We start from the raw sequence: 18,739 nt of genomic DNA, 5'->3' as shown, positions 1-18,739 counted from the left end.
AAAGTTATAATTCTTAAAAAAAATTAAAATTTATAAAAAAAGTTAAAAAAATAAATATTATTGTAACATATGTGGTATCTGTTGATTTTATGACGTGTATTTTAAAGATTTGTTGAGTTATCAATATTCTATTTAGAAACCCTAAATGAAAGCTGTAAAAACCTTTAAAATTAATATATACATCTTTGCAATCATAATATCTTGTTCTCTGGGTTGAAGTGTGATTTCATCTTTCAGCACAAAGTGGACCGCCTCCAAAAGTCAGACACTTTTTAGGGGACTTTTTTATTGATCGGGAATATAAAATACCGTGAGAATTTAAGAAAAATTATGTAGAAACAATTATCAGGGATTTCCATTCCGCATCAGTAACACATGATCTCAAATTAGGTGTAGCAATGGTTTGTAAAATTGTGCCCTAATAAAGTTAGCAACTCCAGAATAACAAAAAAGCACCTACAAATCTGTAAGTGCTTGATTTAAAAAGTGGTCCCACTTGGGCTCGAACCAAGGACAACCTGATTATGAGTCAGGGACTCTAACCAACTGAGCTATAGGACCTCAAAAATTTGGTTAAATTTTGTGATTGCAAAAATAGTAAAATTTCTGTGTTTACAAAATTTTTTATTTCTTTTCTTGGCAAAGTTCCACTAAAACACCATTGGTAGATTTTGGGTGCAGAAAGACAACTAATTTATTATCAGCACCTTCTTTAGGTTCTTCTGAAATAAAAATAAATCCTTCTTTTTTTAATCTTTCCACTTCATTTAAGATATTTTCTACACCAAATGCTAAATGATGAATACCTTCCCCCTTTTTATCGATAAATTTTGAAATTGGACTTTCCGGATTACTTGCCTCCAAAAGTTCAATTTTACTTTCTCCGGTTTCGTAGAATGAAGTAATAACTCCTTCCCTTTCTACAGTTTCTTTTTTATAGGATTCTTTTCCTAATAGCTTTGTAAAAAGTTCATCCGAAAATCCTAAAGATTTTACGGCAATACCGATATGTTCTAATTTCATAAAAATGTAAAATATAAATTATTTGATCGTTCAGTCAAATTTTCAAATTAGCAATTCAAACAAAAGTAGTAAATTTGCATAAATTATGGAAAGTAACAGACAAAGAAAAGTAGCACAGATTATACAGGAAGATTTCGCAGAACTTTTCCGCAAACAGTCATCAGAAAGCAAACAAAACTTTTTGGTTTCGGTTTCGGATGTAAAAGTAACACCGGATTTGGGGATTGCAAAAATTTATTTAAGCATTTTCCCTCAAGAGTTCCGTTCTTCAATCATGAAAGAAATCGAGGTTAATAAGGCTCAATACAGAAATTTCATCGGTCAGAAAATGGCAAAACAGGTACGTATTATTCCACAATTAAGTTTTTATTTGGATACTACGTTGGATGACGTGGAAAAAATTGAAAAAGAACTACGAGGCGAAGGCGACAATCCTGTATTGTAAAAAAACTTGAAGAACATTGCATTTTATATAGCTTCACGCTATCTTTTATCTAAAAAAGGAAGTACGGCGGTAACTTTCATCACTTGGCTTGCTGCCGTTGCGATGAGTGTTGCTGTTGCTGCAATGTTTGTCATTATTTCTGTTTTTTCAGGTCTTGAAGATTTTAATAAGACTCTTATTGCTAATCTTCATGCAGACTTAACAATAAAAAACACTTCGGGAAAAACCATCAAAAATTTTGAAAAGATTAATAAAATTTTAAAAAACAATAAAGAAATTTCAAATTTTTCAAGATTAATAGAAGAAAAAACTTACATCAATTACAACGGAAAAGGAGATATTGCCTATTTAAGAGGCGTAGATTCTGCTTATACAAAAGTAAATCCTGTTGATAAAACTATCTTTTACGGAACTTATCCTGCATTTCAGTACACCAATGAAGTGATTATGGAGCACTCGCTTCAAAACAGATTGGGAATTCCTGTAGCTTCAGATAAAGACTTCGCAACGCTTTTCATGCCTAAACCAGGAACAGGAATCATTAATAAAGAAGAAGATATTTATAACAAAAAAGAGATTGTGGTTACAGGCATCTTTCCCGGAAGTGACCAACTCAACAATTATATTATAGCACCTATAGAATTGACTGAGGAATTATTAAATCTTCCAAAAAATTCCGCATATGAAATTGTTATTAAGCTGAAAAACCCCGATAATACAGAATCTGTTAGACAAAATTTACAGAAAACTCTGGGAAAAGATATTGAAATTAAAACCAAAGAAGAGGAAAATGCAGCCTTCTGGAAAATGATTAATACAGAAAAACTTTTTATTTATCTGATTTTCGCTTTGGTGATTTTTATTACAACTTTCAATTTGGCGGGAGCAATTATTATTTTACAGCTTGATAAAAAGCAACAGGCAAAATCTCTGATTTCTTTAGGCTTTCCTTTATCACATTTAAGGATGACCTATTTTTACACAGGACTCTTAATTGTTTTACTAGGTGTAATTTCAGGACTTCTTCTAGGAACAGCACTATGCTATTTCCAAATTTATACCGAATTATTTAAAGCAGTAGAAGACTTACCGTTTCCGGTAAAAATTGTTGGTAAAAATTATTTAATCGTTGCAGCCATCGCTTCTCTCTTTGGGATAACGATTTCTTGGTTCTTTTCAAAAATCAGCAAAGACTATATTACTAAAAATTAATATTTTATATATTTAATTATTCGTAGATTTGCCGTCCAATTTAGAAAAAATGAGACGACTTTTACATTCATTTTTGCTAACCCTGATCACAATCAGTGCTTTAGCTCAAGCTCCCGCAAATTACTACAACGGTACAGCAGGACTTACAGGTGCCACTTTAAAAACAAAACTTAAAGAAATTATTACAGCCGGGCATATAGACCATGGTTATGGTGGTTTATGGACTGGTTACCAAACTACCGATCGTGATAATATTGCAGGAATTGCAGGACTTGAAAACGACGGATCAATTTTAGATATTTATTCTGAAAATCCAAATGGAACAGATCCTTATTCTTACACTTACGGAACAGGTCAGTGCGGATCTTACAATGCAGAAGGAAATTGCTACAACAGAGAGCACATTGTTCCTCAAAGTTTATTCAGCAGCAATTCTCCGATGGTTGCAGACATTCATTTCATAAGACCTACAGACGGAAAAGTAAACGGAATGAGATCAAACTATCCTTTTGGAAAAGTGGGTTCAGCCAGTTTTACTTCTTTAAATGGTTCTAAATTAGGAACTTCAGTTTCTCCAGGATATTCAGGAATAGTTTTTGAACCTGTCGACGCGTTTAAAGGAGACGTCGCAAGAATGATTCTTTATTTTGTAACTAGATATGAAAGCCAATTGGCTGGTTTCTCCACAGGAAATATGTTGGGAGGTTCTGCATTTCCAGGATTACAAACTTGGGAACTTAATCAATTATTAGCATGGAATACTGCAGATCCGGTTTCTGCAACAGAAATTGCAAGAAATAACGCTTCCTACACATATCAGGGAAACAGAAACCCTTACATCGACAACCCTGGTTTTGTTGATCTTATCTGGGGAACTCAAACTGTGGACACACAAGCTCCAACAGTTCCAACAAATTTAGTGGCAAATAATCCTACTTCAAGCACTGTTGCATTAAGCTGGACAGCTTCTACAGATAACGTTGGAGTTACAGGATATGATGTTTATGCAAATAACGTTTTGAAAGCTACCGTTACAGGAACTTCTACAACAGTACAAGCTTTAGCTTCTTCTACACTATATAATTTTTATGTTGTTGCTAAAGATGCTGCAGGAAATTTATCTGCTCAAAGTAATATTGCTACTGAAACCACACTCGCAGGAACAGGTGGCGGAACCGGAACTTGCGGAACTGAAGATTTTTCAAATATTCCGGCATCTTCTTCGAGCTACTCTACAAGAACATGGACAAACAATGGTATTGATTGGACAGCAACTGACTCCAGAACTGATGAAACAATCAATGGAAAAGCAATTACTTTAAGAGTCGGAAGCTTGAGCAGTTCTACTCTTTCGGGAGGAATTCAGGATTTAACCGTTAAAACTTCTTTAAAATACGGAAGCGGAGCAGGGGTTTTAAATGTAGAAATAAATGGAGTTCAGGTAGGAACAATTCCTTACAGCGGAACAGCCAATGCAATTACAACGACAACACTGAGCAATATCAATGTAAACGGAAATATTGTTATTAAGATCATCAATCCAATTACATCAACAAGTGGTCAAAGAGTTGCTGTCGATGATTTAAGCTGGACTTGTGCGGCTTCATTATCAACTGGTGAAAATTCAAAAGACAGAGGATTCACCATTTATCCGAATCCGGTAAAAAACCATGAATTATTTGTAAAAGGTGAAAATCTAAATAAAATTACAAAGGCTGAAATCTATGATCTTTCTGGAAAACTGATTAAAAACATTTCAAATCCTTTCAAGAGTTCAAATAAAATTGACCTCCACGGATTATCAAAAGGAGTTTATATTTTGAAAACAGACAATAACTCTGCAAAATTCATTGTAGATTAAGACTTAAAATATTTTCAGTACTAAAGACCGGTTTTTATCGGTCTTTTTTCTATTTTTGATATATGGATTCCAGCAACAAATTAGGATTGATCGGTAAAAACATCTCCTATTCTTTTTCTAAAAAATATTTTGAAGATAAATTCAAAAAGAAAAAACTTAACAATTTTTCTTACGAGATATTTGATCTACAGGAAATTGATGAAATTGAAAACATTTTTTTGAAACCCAACCTTCTAGGTTTTAATGTCACAATTCCTTTTAAAGAAAAGATTATTGATTTTTTGGATGAATTGAGTGATGAAGCACAAAAAATAGGTGCTGTAAACTGTGTTTTAATAGCTGACGGAAAAAAAATTGGCTACAATACTGATGCCTTCGGTTTCGAAAAAACATTGAAAGCTCATAAAAAACCACATCACGAATCTGCATTGGTTTTAGGAAATGGCGGTGCTGCAAAAGCGGTGCAATATGTTTTAGATAAAAATCAAATTCCATATAAAACGATTTCCAGAAAATCTGAACTGAATTTCGATAATTTAGATCAAAAAACGGTTTCAGAAAACAAATTAATCATACAATGCACTCCAGTTGGAACTTTTCCAGATACTGAAGATTGTTTGAACTTCCCTTTTCAAGCACTTACAAATCAGCATTTGGTTATTGATTTGATTTACAATCCGGATTACAGTAAATTTATTTTAAATTCATCACAAAACGGTGCAAAAACCGTGAATGGATATTATATGCTCGAACAACAGGCAGAAAAAGCCTGGGAAATTTGGTCGTTTAAAAAAAAATAACATAAATTAGTAACTTAATTGGCTTATATTAGCTTGTTTTAAGAAATTAACGCCAATATATCATAAATGATTTGCTATGACAACAGAAAATAATCTTTCTGAAAACGAAGAAAACAAACCTTCTACAGAACAACTTCAGGAAACAGTAGAAAATATCGAAAACAAAGAGGAAAATCATCACGAAGAAGATTCTGATGCTTCTCATCATGACTCGGTTGCCAACCTTTCCTTAACTGATGTTTTGAAGGAAATGGAAAAAATCATCAATTCTAATAATGCAGGTGAAAGATTCCGGGAATTTAATGCATTAAAGGAAAAAGCAAATCATTCGATCCATGATGAAATTGAGGATAAAAAGCACGAATATACAGATGCCGGAAACGCACCTGAAAATTTCAGTTTCGAACATCCTTCACAATCTAAGCTTTCTGGTTTGATTCATATTTTCAGAGAAAAACATGATCATTTTCAGAAAAACCAGGAAGAAGAGCAGAAAAAAAACCTGGATCAACGCCAGAATATTATCGACCGGCTTAAAAATCTTTACACGAATTCCGAACCCGGAGTTAATCTTTTCAAATCGATCAGAGAAATCAAGGAAGAATGGTCTCATGCAGGTCAGGTTGCAAAATCTGAGTTTAAAATTTTAAACAATAATTATTTCCATCATTTGAACCAGTTTTATCAGATGTTGGATCTGAATAAGGAGTTTCTTGAGCAGGAATACAGCCACAACTTAGAAAAAAGACAGCACATCATTGCAAGAGCAAAAGAGCTTGAAAATGAGCCGGTGGTACAGAAAGCTTTAAATGAACTTCAATATCTTCACAAGCTATGGAAAGAAGAGGCAGAACCTGTATCTGAAGAATTCCGTGAAAAAACCTGGGAAGAATTTAAAGACATATCCAATAAAATTCACGAGAGAAAAACTGAACTGTCTGCAGCAATTGAAACTGAACAGAACGAAAATCTTGAGAAGAAAAACGCAATCATAGAAGAAATCAAGAAACTTTCTGAACCAAAAGACAATCCGAATCATACGTACTGGCAAAACTCAATCAAAAGAGTTGAAGAATTGCGTACTGAATTTTTGAAAACCGGTAGTGTTCCAAGAAAGCTATCTAACAATAACTGGAATGACTTTAAAACCATTTTAAGGACTTTCAACACAACAAAAAACAATTATTATAAATCTCTGAAAGGTTCTCAACAGCAGAATCTGGATGAGAAAATGAAATTGATTCAGACTGCAAAAGACAATATGCATTCTGAAGATTGGGAAATTGCCGTTGCATTATTCAAAAAACTTCAGGAAGACTGGAAAAAAATAGGTCATGTTCCGAAAAGTATGACCAATAAGATTTGGGACGAATTCCGTGAAGCCTGTAACACTTTCTTCAACAATTACAGAGAAAAAAGCAGCGCTTCTACTGATAACTGGAAAGAAAATTATAAGCTTAAAAAAGATATTCTTGAAGAACTGAAAGAAATTTCAAACGACGAAGGAAGCATTGAAAAAATTGAAGCAATTAAAAGTTCATGGAATAATATTGGAAAAGTTCCGAGAGACAAAATGGCCATCAATTCTGAGTTCAATAAAACGTTGAGAGAAAAATTAAAGCTTAACAAAATCAACGAGCTTGAATTAAAAGAAGAAGGTTTATCTGAAAATCAGTTGACAGACAAAGCAAGAAAAATCAAGAGCCAGATTTCTGATCTTGAAGCTGAGATTGTAAAACTGGAAAACAATTTGGCATTCTTTAAAAATCCGACAAGAGAAAACCCGCTTTTGCGAGATACTTACAATACGATTGATGATAAAAAAGCTCATCTTGAGACTTTAAAACAGAATCTTCACAGTATTATCGCGGGAGAATAAATAAAAATTAAAGTAAAATATAGAGCGGAACAAAGAAATTTGTATTCGCTTTTTTTATCTTATGCAAGACGAATTTTACATCAGAAGATGCATTGAGCTCGCTCAGAAAGCCATCGGAAATACTTATCCAAATCCTTTAGTAGGAAGTGTGATTGTTCACAACGGAAAAATTATCGGTGAAGGTTACCATCATAAAGCCGGAGAAAATCACGCTGAAATTAACGCCATCAATTCCGTAGAAGATAAAAGCCTCATTCCGGAATCTACAATTTATGTTTCTTTGGAACCGTGTGCACATTACGGAAAAACTCCGCCATGTGCTTTAAAAATCGTTGAATTGAGATTTAAAAAAGTCGTTATCGGCGCAATGGATTCGCACGACAAAGTGAACGGAAAAGGCAAAAAACTCATTCAGGATGCAGGAATCGAGGTTGTTTCCGGAATTCTAGAGAAAGAATGCATTGATTTGAATAAAAGATTCTTCACCTATCACGAAAAGAAAAGACCTTTTATTGTTTTAAAATGGGCAGAATCGGGCGATCATTTTATGGATAAAGATTTTAAGCCAACTCAAATCAGTAATTCTCTTACAAAACAGTTCGTCCATCAATTAAGAAATAATGAACATTCGATTTTAATCGGAACGATGACCGCTTTACGTGATAACCCAAGTCTTACGACGAGGGAAATTGTCGGCAGAAATCCCATTAGAATTTTAATTGATATTGATTTAAAAGTCCCCACTGATTTTAATATTTACAATAATGAAGCAGAAACTCTGGTTTTCAATTCTATAAAAGAAAATGAGGAAGGCAATATTAAATTCATTAAAACTTCAAGGGAAAATTTCATCGAGAATATGCTGAAAAAACTCTACGAATTCCAGATTCAGTCGATTATCGTGGAAGGCGGAAGTTTAGTTTTACAACAGTTTATTGACTCAAATTTATGGGATGAAACGATTGTGATTAAAAATAAAAATCTGACATTAGAAAACGGAACAAAAGCTCCAAGATTTGAACATACTCCTCTTGAAACCAAAGAATTCAGGAATAATTGGATTGAATTTCATAAAAACTCAAATTAAGAAAGCGAATAAATGCTGCACGAATACAAAACCATAGAAAAACCAATCGAAAACACTTTGCTTAAAGAAAAAGGAAGCAAGTTTATCGGTTTTGCTTTTCCGGTAAATAATGAAGCTGAACTTAAAAACGCTTTAGATAAAACCAGAACTGAACATCCCAAAGCAACGCATCATTGTTATGCTTTCAGAATAGGCTTAAATGGAGAAAATTATCGTGCAAATGATGACGGAGAACCTTCCGGAAGTGCCGGTTTGCCAATTTACAATCAGCTTTTAGCGAATGAAATAACGAATGTTTTAGTGATAAGTGTTCGGTATTATGGCGGAACAAAACTGGGAGTTTCAGGTTTGGTAAAAGCATATAAAGAGTCTGCAAAACTGACTTTAGAAGAAGCCAATATTATTACAAAAGAATTAGAAACTGAGATTGAAATTCATTTTCAGTTTAATCAGCAGAATGTAATTTTCACATTGCTATCGAAATATGATGCAAAAGTTTTGAATTTTGATGCTAATGAAAATTGTATTTTAACTGCTTCATTGAAAACTGCACAAAAAGAAAGCATCTCAGAAAAGTTATCTGAGATGCAAAATATCTCTTTCAATTTTACAGACTAATTATCTCCTGCTTCCCATTAGCAAAGAAGCCCAATATAAAAGCTGTGCCAAAGATCCGATTGCCGCAACAAGATAGGTTCTTGCCGCCCATTTCAGACTATCCTGAACGCCAACAAATTCTTCAGCGGTAACTGTTCCTGTATCTTTCAGCCACTTCATTGCACGATTACTCGCATCATATTCTACAGGCAAAGTTATAAATGCAAAAAGAGTTGTTAGCGCAAACATAATTACGCCAATTAATAAAATTAAGGTGTTTCCGTTTGGGTTTTCAATAGATCGTGTAGCATACATCACCCCAATTCCTGCAATAATCACAAACTGCATTAAGTTTGAACTGATATTAACAACCGGTACCAATTTTGATCTCAACTGCAACATAGAATATCCTACTGCATGTTGAACCGCATGACCACATTCATGCGCTGCAACTGCTGCAGCCGCTGCGTTCCTCTGCATGTAAACTCCTTCCGAAAGATTAACCGTTTTATCTGCAGGATTATAGTGATCTGTTAATTGTCCGGGAACTGAGATAACCTGTACGTCGTGAATATTGTTATCTCTCAGCATTTTTTCTGCCACTTCTTTACCAGACATTCCGTTGCTGAGATGTAGATTGGAATAATATTCGAATTTAGATTTTAATCTTGAGGAAACCAGCCAGCTTATCAGCATTGAAATCCCTATAATAAGATAATAACCTGTCATTTTACTTTAAATTTAGATATAATAATTCTATAATCTGCTGTAAAAATTGTGCCAAAGTTTACGCTTAAATTAATTATATTTGTGCTTCTATTTACCCGAAAACTATGTCTGAAGTTTCCATTTTTGAAGTAAAAACTCCCGAAGATTTAAAGCAGTTTGTAAAGTTCCCGATGGATTTATACAAAAACAATCCTTATTATGTCCCTTCTTTTATCAAAGATGAATTGAATGTCTGGAATCCAAAAGAAAACCCAGCCTTAAGTTATTCTGACGCAAAACAGTTTTTAGCTAAAAAAGACGGTAAAATTGTTGGCAGAATTGCAGCTATCATCAACAGCAAAGAAGAAAAAGAACTTGGCATAAAAAAAGTACGTTTCGGGTGGATTGATTTTATTGATGACAGAGAAGTTTCAAAATCTTTGATTGATACTGTGATTGATTATGCGAAGTCAAACCAAATAGACAAAATTGAAGGACCTATGGGTTTTACCAATCTGGACAAAGCAGGAATGCTGACTTTTGGTTTCGAAAAAATCGCCACGATGATCGGTATTTATAACCATGAATATTATCATCAACACATTGAAGCTCTGGGTTTGGTAAAAGAAAAAGAATGGGTAGAGTTTGAAATGAATTTCCCAAAGATTCTGCCTCCAAAAGTAGAAAAATTCAGTTCGCTTATTGCCGAAAAATATAATTTAAGAGTTTTAGATTTTCAAAGCAAAGAAGAGATTTTACCTTATGTAAAACCCATGTTTAAGTTACTTGATGAAACGTATAAACATCTTTCAACCTACACTCCGATCACAGAAGAACAAATTCAGACGTACAAAGAAAAATTCTTCCCGATGATTGCCAAAAACTATGTGATTTGCGTAGTTGATGAGCATGATGAGTTGGTTTCTTTTGCGGTTACGATGCCTTCCTACTCCAAAGCTTTACAAAAATCGAAAGGAAAACTCTTTCCATTTGGGTGGTGGCATTTTATGCAGGCTCAAAAGAAAAATGATCGTGCCAATTTTTATCTTATCGGAATTCATCCGGAATATCAGAGACGTGGTGTAACCGCTATTATTTTCAAAGAAATTTTCGTCCGTTTCAACAGTATGGGAATCGATTTCGCAGAAACTAATCCGGAACTGGAAGAAAACAAAAGCGTACAGGTTTTATGGCAAGACTATAATCCTACCAATCATAAAAGAAGAAGAACATATTCTTTAAAATTTTAATATGAAAATACACCTTATTATTTTCGCTGTTTTGATTGCAGGTTTTGCAGTTTACAATTTCTTTTTTGCATTAGAAGATGACAGACTGAATACTTTGATAAACATTGTTTATACGAGTCTGCTTTTTGGTTACATTTCATTTATGGCGTTTACAGTACTCAGAAAACTGAAGAAATAACACTATTTTTAATAATTCTAAATTACCGCTTTTTCCTATTTTAAAGAGACTTTTAAGTTGATTAATTTCACCCTTTATTCTTTATTGTCTAAATTTGCACCTTGAGATAATAATGTAAAAATGAATTTACCTGAAAGTTATATTCCGATTCTTATCCAAGCTGGTGTTGCAGTAGGTTTTGTTGCCATTTCTTTGCTTGGAGCTCATTTCTTAGGTCCGAAACAGAAAAAAGGAAATTCTGTCAAAAACCAAAGCTGGGAATGCGGTGTACCCGTTGAAGGAAACGCCAGAACGCCTTTCTCAATTAAATATTTCTTAACTGCAGTACTTTTTGTACTCTTCGATATTGAAATCGTATTTTTTTATCCTTACGCTGTAAACTTCAGAGAATTTGGTCTTGAAGGCTTCTTTGCTGTACTTACATTCGTTGCGATTTTCTTCCTTGCATTTTTCTATGTTTGGAAACGCGGCGCATTAGACTGGGATAAATAAGGTATCAATTTTAAATAAGACTTTTAGATTAACTCTATCAAATCTAAGTTAACATAATAACGGATTTGGAATCTAAATTAAAATCTTAAAAATCAAAAAAATGTCAGATCAAAAACCAATTATAAGAACAGATGCACCGGCTCCTGAAGGATTTGAAGGAGAAGGATTTTTTGCAACTAAACTGAGCAGTGTCATCGGGATGGCCAGAAAGTTTTCGCTTTGGCCGTTACCTTTCGCTACTTCTTGTTGCGGCATCGAGTTCATGGCTACTCTAAACCCAACATATGACGCTTCCAGATTTGGTATGGAAAGAAACTCTTTCTCACCAAGACAGGCAGATATGTTGATGGTTTGTGGAACTATTTCTAAAAAATTAGGCCCTATTTTAAAAGAAGTTTATACGCAAATGGCAGAACCGAAATGGGTTGTTGCTGTAGGAGCTTGTGCTTCAAGCGGTGGTATTTTTGATACGTACTCGGTTTTACAGGGAATTGATAAAATTATTCCCGTAGACGTTTATGTTCCTGGATGTCCTCCAAGACCGGAACAGATTATTGAAGGCGTAATGCAGGTTCAGGCTTTAGCAGAAAGCGAAAGCATCAGAAGAAGAGATATGCCTGAATATCAGCATTTATTAGATTCTTACAACATCGACAACTAAGGAAAATGACGAACGAATTTGTATTAGAAGCCATCACGAGAGAATTTCCGGAATCTGTAGTTTCAAACTCAGAATCTTACGGGATGCTGAATGTTGAGATTAAAAAAGAGGATATCAAAAAAGTTATTCATTATCTGAAAGATTCATCATTGGAAATTAATTTCCTTACGGATGTTTGTGGAATCCATTACCCGGAATTTCCTGATAAAGAAATCGGAGTTGTGTATCATTTACAGAACATGATGACGAATTTCAGAATCCGTTTGAAAGTTTTCATGTCCAGAGAAAATATAGAGGTAGATTCTTTGACCGAATTATATGCAGGAGCTAACTGGATGGAAAGAGAAACTTTTGATTTCTTCGGAATTAAATTTAAAGGTCATCCAGATTTAAGACCAATTCTGAACATGGAAGATCTTGGTTATCATCCCATGCTGAAAGAATATCGTCTGGAAGATGGAACAAGAACCGATAAAGACGACGCGATGTTCGGAAGATAATTTGGTGAATGGCAAATGGCATTTAGCCAATAGCAAATAGCTAAAAGCAATTATTTTATTATGAAAGACAACTCATTATCTAATATACTTAACCAACACGACAGTAACGAGCAGATTGACGGGCAGTTATACACCCTGAATCTGGGACCTACTCACCCTGCAACGCACGGAATTTTCCAGAACGTTCTTACGATGGACGGTGAGAGAATTCTTCATTCTGAGCAAACAGTTGGTTATATCCACAGAGCATTCGAGAAAATTTCTGAAAGAAGAAATTATGCTCAGATTACAACGCTTACCGACCGTATGAACTATTGTTCTGCACCTATCAACAATATAGGATGGCACATGACGGTAGAAAAGCTGATTGGTGTAAAAGTTCCAAAACGTGTAGATTATATGCGTGTTATTTTAATGGAACTGGCAAGAATCGGTGATCACTTGATCTGTAATGGGGTAACCGGGATGGATGCAGGTGCAATCACAGGTCTTACCTACATGTTCATCGAAAGAGAGCGTATTTATGATATGTATGAGCAGATTTGTGGAGCGAGAATGACAACAAATATGGGAAGAATCGGAGGTTTTGAAAGAGATTTCACTCCAAAATTCCATGAGTTGCTGAAGGATTTCTTAAAAACATTCCCTGCAAGATTCCAGGAATTCTGTAATCTTTTGGAGAGAAACAGAATATTCATGGACAGAACGATTGGTGCAGGAGCAATTTCAGCAGAAAGAGCTTTGAGCTATGGTTTTACCGGTCCAAATTTACGTGCAACAGGTGTAGATTATGATGTAAGAGTTGCAGAACCTTATTCTTCTTACGAAGATTTCGATTTTATTATTCCCGTAGGAACTTCCGGTGATACTTACGACCGTTTTATGGTTCGTCAGCAGGAAATCTGGGAATCTCTTAAAATCATCAATCAAGCCTATGACAATTTGCCGGAAGGACCTTTCCACGCAGATGTCCCAGAATTTTATCTTCCGGAAAAAGCTGACGTTTACAAAAAAATGGAAGCTTTAATATACCATTTCAAAATTGTAATGGGAGAAACTGACGTTCCTAAAGGAGAAGTTTACCATGCAGTAGAAGGTGGAAACGGAGAATTAGGTTTCTATTTAGTCAGTGACGGAGGAAGAAGCCCTTACAGACTTCACTTCAGAAGACCGTGTTTTATCTACTATCAAGCATATCCGGAAATGATTACAGGTTCTGTAATTTCAGATGCGATTGTGACGATGTGTAGTATGAACGTGATTGCAGGAGAATTAGACGCATAAAATATAAGTTCTATCGGGACTTTTTAAATTAAATAAATTTAGAATTGAGATTTGAATATCAAAAAAATGTCAAACCTCAAATTTCAAATCAGATAAAGATGAGCGAAACAATAGCTTTTAAACCGGAAAGTTTACAGCAGGTACACAAAATCATGGCAAGATATCCTGAAGGAAGACAAAAGTCTGCCCTTCTTCCTGTGCTTCACATGGCGCAGAAAGAATTTGGAGGATGGCTTGATGTTCCTGTGATGGATTATGTTGCTGAATTATTGAGTATTAAACCAATCGAAGTGTATGAAGTAGCTACTTTTTATACAATGTTTAATATGAAACCGGTGGGTAAATATGTTTTGGAAGTTTGCAGAACCGGACCTTGCATGGTTCGTGGAAGCGAAAAAATTCTTGATCATATAAGAACGAAATTAAACATAAAAGACGGACAAACTACTGAAGATGGTATGTTTACCCTAAAACCAGCTGAATGTCTTGGAGCTTGCGGATACGCACCGATGATGCAGCTTGGAAAGTTCTTTCACGAAAATTTAACCATAGAAAAAGTTGACGAAATCCTTGATCTTTGCAGAGAAGGACAGGTTGATTTGGGCTAAATAAATTTTAAACTAATTAAAAAAGCGCACAGCCAAAAGCCAAAAGCTAGAAGCCAATCGCTAAAAGCATATTAAAATGAGTAAAAAACTTTTACTTAAAGACGCACACGTTGAAGGAATACGCTACTTCGAAACATACCGCAAACAGGGAGGTTACGGAGCAGCCGAGAAAGCTTTCAAAATGACACCCGAAGAAATTCTTGAAGAAGTAAAAGTTTCAGGTCTTCGTGGTCGTGGTGGTGCAGGTTTCCCAACGGGAATGAAGTGGAGCTTTCTGGCAAAACCGGAGGGAGTTCCAAGACACTTAGTGGTAAATGCAGACGAATCTGAACCGGGAACGTTTAAAGACAGATATTTAATGGAATTTATTCCTCATCTATTGATTGAAGGAATGTTGATTTCATCTTTCGTTTTAGGTTCAAATGTTTCTTACATCTACATCCGTGGAGAATATTCATGGATTCCGGATATTTTGGAAGAAGCGATTGAGGAAGCCAAAGCGGCAGGATTTTTAGGTAAAAACATCTTAGGAACAGGTTTCGATTGCGAAATTTATGTTCAGAGAGGTGGTGGAGCTTATATCTGCGGTGAAGAAACGGCTTTACTTGAATCTCTTGAAGGTAAAAGAGGAAACCCAAGATTAAAACCACCTTTCCCTGCTGTAAAAGGACTTTGGGAAAGACCAACAGTTGTAAATAATGTTGAATCGATTGCGGCAATTGTTCCGATTATTGATATAACCGGTGCAGAATATGCTAAAATTGGTGTTGGAAGATCTACAGGTACAAAATTAATTTCTGCTTGTGGAAACATTAATAAGCCAGGAGTTTATGAAATCGACATGACCATCACGGTGGAAGAATTTATTTATTCTGATGAATATTGTGGTGGAATTCCAAACGGTAAAAAACTGAAGGCTTGTATTCCCGGAGGAAGCTCAGTTCCGATTGTTCCGGCAAATTTATTATTGAAAACGGTAAATGGTGAACCAAGATATATGAACTATGAATCTCTTGCGGACGGTGGTTTTGCTACCGGAACGATGATGGGTTCTGGAGGTTTTATTGTTTTGGATGAAGACCAGTGCATCGTGGAACATACCATGACTTTAGCGAGATTTTACAATCATGAAAGTTGCGGACAATGTACTCCCTGCCGTGAAGGAACGGGATGGATGTACAAGATTTTAAAGAAAATTGAGAAAGGAGAAGGAAAAATGGAAGACATCGATTTACTTTGGGACATTCAGAGAAAAATCGAAGGAAATACGATTTGTCCGTTGGGTGATGCAGCAGCTTGGCCTGTTGCAGCAGCGATTCGTCATTTCAGAGATGAATTTGAATGGCACATTAAAAACCCTGAACTGTCTCAGACTCAGAATTACGGTCTGGCAAATTATGCAGACCCGATTCCCGCCGCAGCAACTAATTAATAGAGATTGAAGTTTTGAAAAAGTTAATTGCTGTAGGATTATTATTGTCGAATTTTGTTTTTGGTCAGAATATTAAAGATACTATCCAAACCCAAGAACATGATGACGGGCTTATTGTAGACGGACGTACAAAAATTTTCAAAAAAGGAGCAATGTTCGTTTTTTGGGGTTGGAACAGATCAGGATTTAGTAATTCTGATATCAGATTTAAAGGAAATGGTTATGATTTTACATTAAATAATGTTGTAGCGCATGACAGACCTTCAGAATTAAGTATGGCGTATATAGATCCAACAAGGCTTTCTATACCTCAATTTAATTTTAGATTAGCGTATTTTTTTAAAGATAATTTAGCTTTAGTGGTAGGAACAGATCACATGAAATATGTGATGGATCAGGATCAGACTGTGGGTTTTAAAGGAAATATTTCAGATCCGAAATATGCAGGAATGGTTCAGAACGGAGAAGTTAATCTAACAGATGAGCAATTTCTTACTTTTGAGCATACAGACGGTCTTAATTATGTGAATGCAGGTCTTGAGAAATATAAAAATTTAGTAAATAAGAAGAATTTTGATATTTTTTGGGCTTATGGAGGCGGAGCGGGAGTTTTATTTCCAAAAAGTAATGTGAAATTATTCGGGAACGAAAGAAGTGACAGATACCATGTAGCAGGTTTTGGGTTGGATGCAAGAACCAACATCAATTTTGTTTTCTGGAATCATATTATGGCAAGAGTTGAAGGAAAATTCGGTTACATCAATATGCCCGATATTAAAACAACTCTTAACAATAAACCTGATAAAGCCAGTCAGGATTTTGTATTCTATCAGATTAATTTCGGGATCGGATATACATTTAATACAAGAAAATATAAATAAGATGCATATTCAAATATATTCAACATTAGGAAAACATGAGTTAGATCTTTCTGACAAAATTTCTTCATGGGAATTATTGAAACAGAAATTAAAACAAATTGGTGTTTTTATTGAAGGTATGCAGCTTTTTATCGGTGAAAAAAAATTAAGAGAAATCTATAAAGAACAGCTTCCGAACGAGGACTTTACACTTTTCATTCTACCCGAATCAACCAAAAGTGGTTTAGGTGAAGAAGCTTGGAAACCTTTTTTAGGAAGTGTAAATTTTGAAAAAAACGGTATAGACTATCAAAACGAAATACGAAATGAGTGGTAAAAATATTTTAGCAGATAGTAATGTTCTTATCAATTTTCTAAATGGAGAACATAAAAATTTGAAAATATTTTCAGACAATATCATTTTTATTTCGGTAATTACGAAAATAGAACTATTGTCAGCACCATTAAATGAAGAAGAATTATTAAAGATTAAAAACTTTCTTGAAAATAACTTTAATTTAATTTTCATTGATGAAACAATCGCAGAAAAATCTGCCTATTTAAGAAGACAATTTAAACTGAAAACTCCTGATGCAATTATTTCTGCTACAGCGATTGAGAATAAGTTTGAATTTTTGACAGAAGACATAGAGCTGGTCAAAAAATTAGGAAAAGAAATTAATTTTATTTAATTATAATTAAAAGCGATTTGCCAAAAGCAAAAAGCCAATTGCGAAGAATATGAGCGAAGAAGTTAAAAAATTCAAAATAACGATAGACGGACAGACTGCTGAAGTTTTGCCCGGGACTTCTATTTTGGAAGCTGCAAGACAAATCGGTGGAAAATCTGTTCCTCCGGCAATGTGTTACTACAGCAAATTGGAAACCAGCGGTGGAAGATGTAGAACGTGTTTGGTGGAAGTTTCTAAAGGGTCAGAAGCAGATCCGCGTCCTATGCCAAAATTGGTGGCAAGCTGCCGAACCAATGTGATGGACGGAATGGAAGTAAAAAACCTTTCTTCCGAAAAAGCTCAGGAAGGCAGAAAAGCGGTTACCGAATTTTTATTGGTCAATCACCCTCTGGATTGCCCTGTTTGTGATCAGGCTGGAGAATGTCATCTTCAGGATTTAGGTTACGAACACGGAAATCTTGAAACCAGAACTGAATTTGAAAGAAATACTTATGAAGCAGACGATTTAGGTCCGCATATCAAGTTGAATATGAACCGTTGTATCTTATGTGCAAGATGCGTTTTGGCAGCCAATCAACTGACTGGCGAAAGAGAACACGGAATCCTTTTCAGAGGGGATCATGCTGAAATTTCTACGTATTTAAACAAAGCTTTAGACAATGATTTCATCGGTAACGTCATCGACGTTTGTCCGGTTGGTGCATTAACAGACAGAACTGCACGTTTCACAAGCAGAGTTTGGTTTACAAAGCCAATGAACGGTTCTTGCAAATGTGATAAATGTTCTGGAAAAGCTACGGTCTATCTGAAAGGTGACGAAGTGGTAAGAGTAACTGCAAGAAAAGATCAGTGGGGAGAAGTTGAAGAGTTTATCTGCGATACCTGTCGTTTCGAAAGAAAATCTCTTTCAGACTGGAATATTGAAGGACCAAGACATATCGACAGACATTCGGTTATTTCATTAAACCATTACGAGAAACCTAAAGACGAATTGAGAGTTTTAGACAATCCGATGGCGAAGGAAATCAGCGAAAAAGACGAAAAATAATGAAGCTGGATGTCTGAAGCTGGATGATTGAAATTTTTTAACTATTAAAAATTAAAACATCTTTAAAGTTCAAACATTTAGATTAAAAAATAAAATTTGATTATATGATGATAAGCTGTGCG

The 18,739-nt window shown here is 34.9% G+C and carries 21 protein-coding genes and 1 tRNA gene; 19 read left to right on the top strand and 3 right to left on the bottom strand.

All coding sequences use genetic code 11. The annotated features are described in order from the left end of the window. Positions 1-487 precede the first annotated feature (487 nt). Together ACOOWA_RS17890 and mce are read right to left on the bottom strand one after the other, a co-directional pair. Positions 488-561 (bottom strand) — tRNA-Ile (locus ACOOWA_RS17890). A gap of 63 nt (positions 562-624) precedes the next feature. Further along, positions 625-1,023: a methylmalonyl-CoA epimerase gene (gene mce, locus ACOOWA_RS17885; protein WP_421377286.1), complete on the bottom strand. Its 399-nt coding sequence runs from the start codon at positions 1,021-1,023 to the stop codon at positions 625-627. Between the two features lie 85 nt (positions 1,024-1,108). On the opposite strand from mce, the gene rbfA reads away from it, so the two are divergent. The 7 genes from rbfA (at position 1,109) to ACOOWA_RS17850 (ending at position 8,925) form a co-directional block, all read left to right on the top strand. Next, positions 1,109-1,468 carry a 30S ribosome-binding factor RbfA gene (gene rbfA, locus ACOOWA_RS17880; protein ID WP_267280532.1) on the top strand — a complete coding sequence of 120 codons (360 nt, stop codon included), beginning with the start codon at positions 1,109-1,111 and terminating at the stop codon, positions 1,466-1,468. A gap of 6 nt (positions 1,469-1,474) precedes the next feature. Continuing rightward, positions 1,475-2,680 (top strand): ABC transporter permease, encoded by a 1,206-nt coding sequence (locus ACOOWA_RS17875; protein WP_421377285.1) that lies wholly within the window; start codon positions 1,475-1,477, stop codon positions 2,678-2,680. Between the two features lie 49 nt (positions 2,681-2,729). Next, positions 2,730-4,541: an endonuclease gene (locus tag ACOOWA_RS17870; RefSeq protein WP_421377283.1), complete on the top strand. Its 1,812-nt coding sequence runs from the start codon at positions 2,730-2,732 to the stop codon at positions 4,539-4,541. A gap of 62 nt (positions 4,542-4,603) precedes the next feature. Next, positions 4,604-5,341: a shikimate dehydrogenase family protein gene (locus ACOOWA_RS17865; protein WP_421377281.1), complete on the top strand. Its 738-nt coding sequence runs from the start codon at positions 4,604-4,606 to the stop codon at positions 5,339-5,341. A gap of 76 nt (positions 5,342-5,417) precedes the next feature. Continuing rightward, positions 5,418-7,220 carry a DUF349 domain-containing protein gene (locus ACOOWA_RS17860; protein WP_421377279.1) on the top strand — a complete coding sequence of 601 codons (1,803 nt, stop codon included), beginning with the start codon at positions 5,418-5,420 and terminating at the stop codon, positions 7,218-7,220. Between the two features lie 61 nt (positions 7,221-7,281). Next, positions 7,282-8,307 (top strand): bifunctional diaminohydroxyphosphoribosylaminopyrimidine deaminase/5-amino-6-(5-phosphoribosylamino)uracil reductase RibD, encoded by a 1,026-nt coding sequence (ribD, locus tag ACOOWA_RS17855; RefSeq protein WP_421377278.1) that lies wholly within the window; start codon positions 7,282-7,284, stop codon positions 8,305-8,307. A gap of 12 nt (positions 8,308-8,319) precedes the next feature. After that, positions 8,320-8,925: an IMPACT family protein gene (locus ACOOWA_RS17850; protein WP_421377277.1), complete on the top strand. Its 606-nt coding sequence runs from the start codon at positions 8,320-8,322 to the stop codon at positions 8,923-8,925. Here ACOOWA_RS17850 and ACOOWA_RS17845 read toward each other — a convergent pair whose 3' ends face one another. After that, complete coding sequence (locus ACOOWA_RS17845) at positions 8,926-9,633, bottom strand: zinc metallopeptidase (protein ID WP_267265621.1); 708 nt, start codon at positions 9,631-9,633, stop codon at positions 8,926-8,928. A gap of 104 nt (positions 9,634-9,737) precedes the next feature. Between ACOOWA_RS17845 and ACOOWA_RS17840 the strand changes: the two genes are divergently transcribed. From ACOOWA_RS17840 to ACOOWA_RS17785, 12 genes are all read left to right on the top strand, one after another. Next, positions 9,738-10,862 carry a GTP cyclohydrolase gene (locus ACOOWA_RS17840; protein WP_421377275.1) on the top strand — a complete coding sequence of 375 codons (1,125 nt, stop codon included), beginning with the start codon at positions 9,738-9,740 and terminating at the stop codon, positions 10,860-10,862. 1 nt (position 10,863) lies between these two features. Further along, positions 10,864-11,040, top strand: coding sequence for a hypothetical protein (locus ACOOWA_RS17835; RefSeq protein ID WP_421377274.1), 177 nt, complete (start codon positions 10,864-10,866; stop codon positions 11,038-11,040). A 120-nt stretch (positions 11,041-11,160) separates the two neighbouring features. Next, positions 11,161-11,532 carry an NADH-quinone oxidoreductase subunit A gene (locus ACOOWA_RS17830; RefSeq protein ID WP_047482647.1) on the top strand — a complete coding sequence of 124 codons (372 nt, stop codon included), beginning with the start codon at positions 11,161-11,163 and terminating at the stop codon, positions 11,530-11,532. Between the two features lie 100 nt (positions 11,533-11,632). After that, positions 11,633-12,193 carry an NADH-quinone oxidoreductase subunit B gene (locus ACOOWA_RS17825; protein ID WP_421377272.1) on the top strand — a complete coding sequence of 187 codons (561 nt, stop codon included), beginning with the start codon at positions 11,633-11,635 and terminating at the stop codon, positions 12,191-12,193. Positions 12,194-12,198: 5 nt separating this feature from the next. Next, a complete protein-coding gene (locus ACOOWA_RS17820; RefSeq protein WP_421377270.1) occupies positions 12,199-12,693 on the top strand; it encodes an NADH-quinone oxidoreductase subunit C in 495 nt (164 codons plus the stop codon). Positions 12,694-12,753: 60 nt separating this feature from the next. After that, positions 12,754-13,977 carry an NADH-quinone oxidoreductase subunit D gene (locus tag ACOOWA_RS17815; RefSeq protein ID WP_421377268.1) on the top strand — a complete coding sequence of 408 codons (1,224 nt, stop codon included), beginning with the start codon at positions 12,754-12,756 and terminating at the stop codon, positions 13,975-13,977. Positions 13,978-14,075: 98 nt separating this feature from the next. Beyond that, positions 14,076-14,585 (top strand): NADH-quinone oxidoreductase subunit NuoE, encoded by a 510-nt coding sequence (gene nuoE / locus ACOOWA_RS17810; protein ID WP_421377267.1) that lies wholly within the window; start codon positions 14,076-14,078, stop codon positions 14,583-14,585. A gap of 76 nt (positions 14,586-14,661) precedes the next feature. After that, positions 14,662-16,017 (top strand): NADH-quinone oxidoreductase subunit NuoF, encoded by a 1,356-nt coding sequence (gene nuoF / locus ACOOWA_RS17805; RefSeq protein WP_421377265.1) that lies wholly within the window; start codon positions 14,662-14,664, stop codon positions 16,015-16,017. A 14-nt stretch (positions 16,018-16,031) separates the two neighbouring features. Next, on the top strand, positions 16,032-16,898 hold the full coding sequence (locus ACOOWA_RS17800; protein WP_421377263.1) for a hypothetical protein: 867 nt from the start codon (positions 16,032-16,034) through the stop codon (positions 16,896-16,898). A gap of 1 nt (position 16,899) precedes the next feature. Next, on the top strand, positions 16,900-17,214 hold the full coding sequence (locus ACOOWA_RS17795) for a hypothetical protein (RefSeq protein WP_421377261.1): 315 nt from the start codon (positions 16,900-16,902) through the stop codon (positions 17,212-17,214). Next, positions 17,204-17,569 (top strand): PIN domain-containing protein, encoded by a 366-nt coding sequence (locus ACOOWA_RS17790; protein ID WP_421377259.1) that lies wholly within the window; start codon positions 17,204-17,206, stop codon positions 17,567-17,569. The genes ACOOWA_RS17795 and ACOOWA_RS17790 overlap by 11 nt, the downstream gene beginning before the upstream one ends. Positions 17,570-17,618: 49 nt before the next feature. Then, positions 17,619-18,617 (top strand): 2Fe-2S iron-sulfur cluster-binding protein, encoded by a 999-nt coding sequence (locus tag ACOOWA_RS17785; RefSeq protein WP_191178190.1) that lies wholly within the window; start codon positions 17,619-17,621, stop codon positions 18,615-18,617. Positions 18,618-18,739: the final 122 nt, after the last annotated feature.

The sequence above is a fragment of the Chryseobacterium sp. GP-SGM7 genome (genome assembly GCF_049166575.1).
GTDB lineage: Bacteria > Bacteroidota > Bacteroidia > Flavobacteriales > Weeksellaceae > Chryseobacterium.
The sequence above is the reverse complement of the archived record's forward strand: the minus strand, read 5'-3'. Positions and strand labels throughout refer to the sequence as shown.

What these genes read in the sequence shown, in the direction of transcription:
- ACOOWA_RS17870 (WP_421377283.1), top strand. Translation starts at nt 2,730, where the DNA reads ATGAGACGACTTTTACATTCATTTTTGCTAACCCTGATCACAATCAGT.
- ACOOWA_RS17795 (WP_421377261.1), top strand. Translation starts at nt 16,900, where the DNA reads ATGCATATTCAAATATATTCAACATTAGGAAAACATGAGTTAGATCTT.
- ACOOWA_RS17790 (WP_421377259.1), top strand. Translation starts at nt 17,204, where the DNA reads ATGAGTGGTAAAAATATTTTAGCAGATAGTAATGTTCTTATCAATTTT.
- ACOOWA_RS17865 (WP_421377281.1), top strand. Translation starts at nt 4,604, where the DNA reads ATGGATTCCAGCAACAAATTAGGATTGATCGGTAAAAACATCTCCTAT.
- nuoE (WP_421377267.1), top strand. Translation starts at nt 14,076, where the DNA reads ATGAGCGAAACAATAGCTTTTAAACCGGAAAGTTTACAGCAGGTACAC.
- ACOOWA_RS17815 (WP_421377268.1), top strand. Translation starts at nt 12,754, where the DNA reads ATGAAAGACAACTCATTATCTAATATACTTAACCAACACGACAGTAAC.
- ACOOWA_RS17860 (WP_421377279.1), top strand. Translation starts at nt 5,418, where the DNA reads ATGACAACAGAAAATAATCTTTCTGAAAACGAAGAAAACAAACCTTCT.
- ACOOWA_RS17785 (WP_191178190.1), top strand. Translation starts at nt 17,619, where the DNA reads ATGAGCGAAGAAGTTAAAAAATTCAAAATAACGATAGACGGACAGACT.
- ACOOWA_RS17835 (WP_421377274.1), top strand. Translation starts at nt 10,864, where the DNA reads ATGAAAATACACCTTATTATTTTCGCTGTTTTGATTGCAGGTTTTGCA.
- ribD (WP_421377278.1), top strand. Translation starts at nt 7,282, where the DNA reads ATGCAAGACGAATTTTACATCAGAAGATGCATTGAGCTCGCTCAGAAA.
- ACOOWA_RS17830 (WP_047482647.1), top strand. Translation starts at nt 11,161, where the DNA reads ATGAATTTACCTGAAAGTTATATTCCGATTCTTATCCAAGCTGGTGTT.
- ACOOWA_RS17845 (WP_267265621.1), bottom strand. Translation starts at nt 9,633, where the DNA reads ATGACAGGTTATTATCTTATTATAGGGATTTCAATGCTGATAAGCTGG.
- nuoF (WP_421377265.1), top strand. Translation starts at nt 14,662, where the DNA reads ATGAGTAAAAAACTTTTACTTAAAGACGCACACGTTGAAGGAATACGC.
- mce (WP_421377286.1), bottom strand. Translation starts at nt 1,023, where the DNA reads ATGAAATTAGAACATATCGGTATTGCCGTAAAATCTTTAGGATTTTCG.
- ACOOWA_RS17850 (WP_421377277.1), top strand. Translation starts at nt 8,320, where the DNA reads ATGCTGCACGAATACAAAACCATAGAAAAACCAATCGAAAACACTTTG.
- ACOOWA_RS17820 (WP_421377270.1), top strand. Translation starts at nt 12,199, where the DNA reads ATGACGAACGAATTTGTATTAGAAGCCATCACGAGAGAATTTCCGGAA.
- ACOOWA_RS17825 (WP_421377272.1), top strand. Translation starts at nt 11,633, where the DNA reads ATGTCAGATCAAAAACCAATTATAAGAACAGATGCACCGGCTCCTGAA.
- rbfA (WP_267280532.1), top strand. Translation starts at nt 1,109, where the DNA reads ATGGAAAGTAACAGACAAAGAAAAGTAGCACAGATTATACAGGAAGAT.
- ACOOWA_RS17840 (WP_421377275.1), top strand. Translation starts at nt 9,738, where the DNA reads ATGTCTGAAGTTTCCATTTTTGAAGTAAAAACTCCCGAAGATTTAAAG.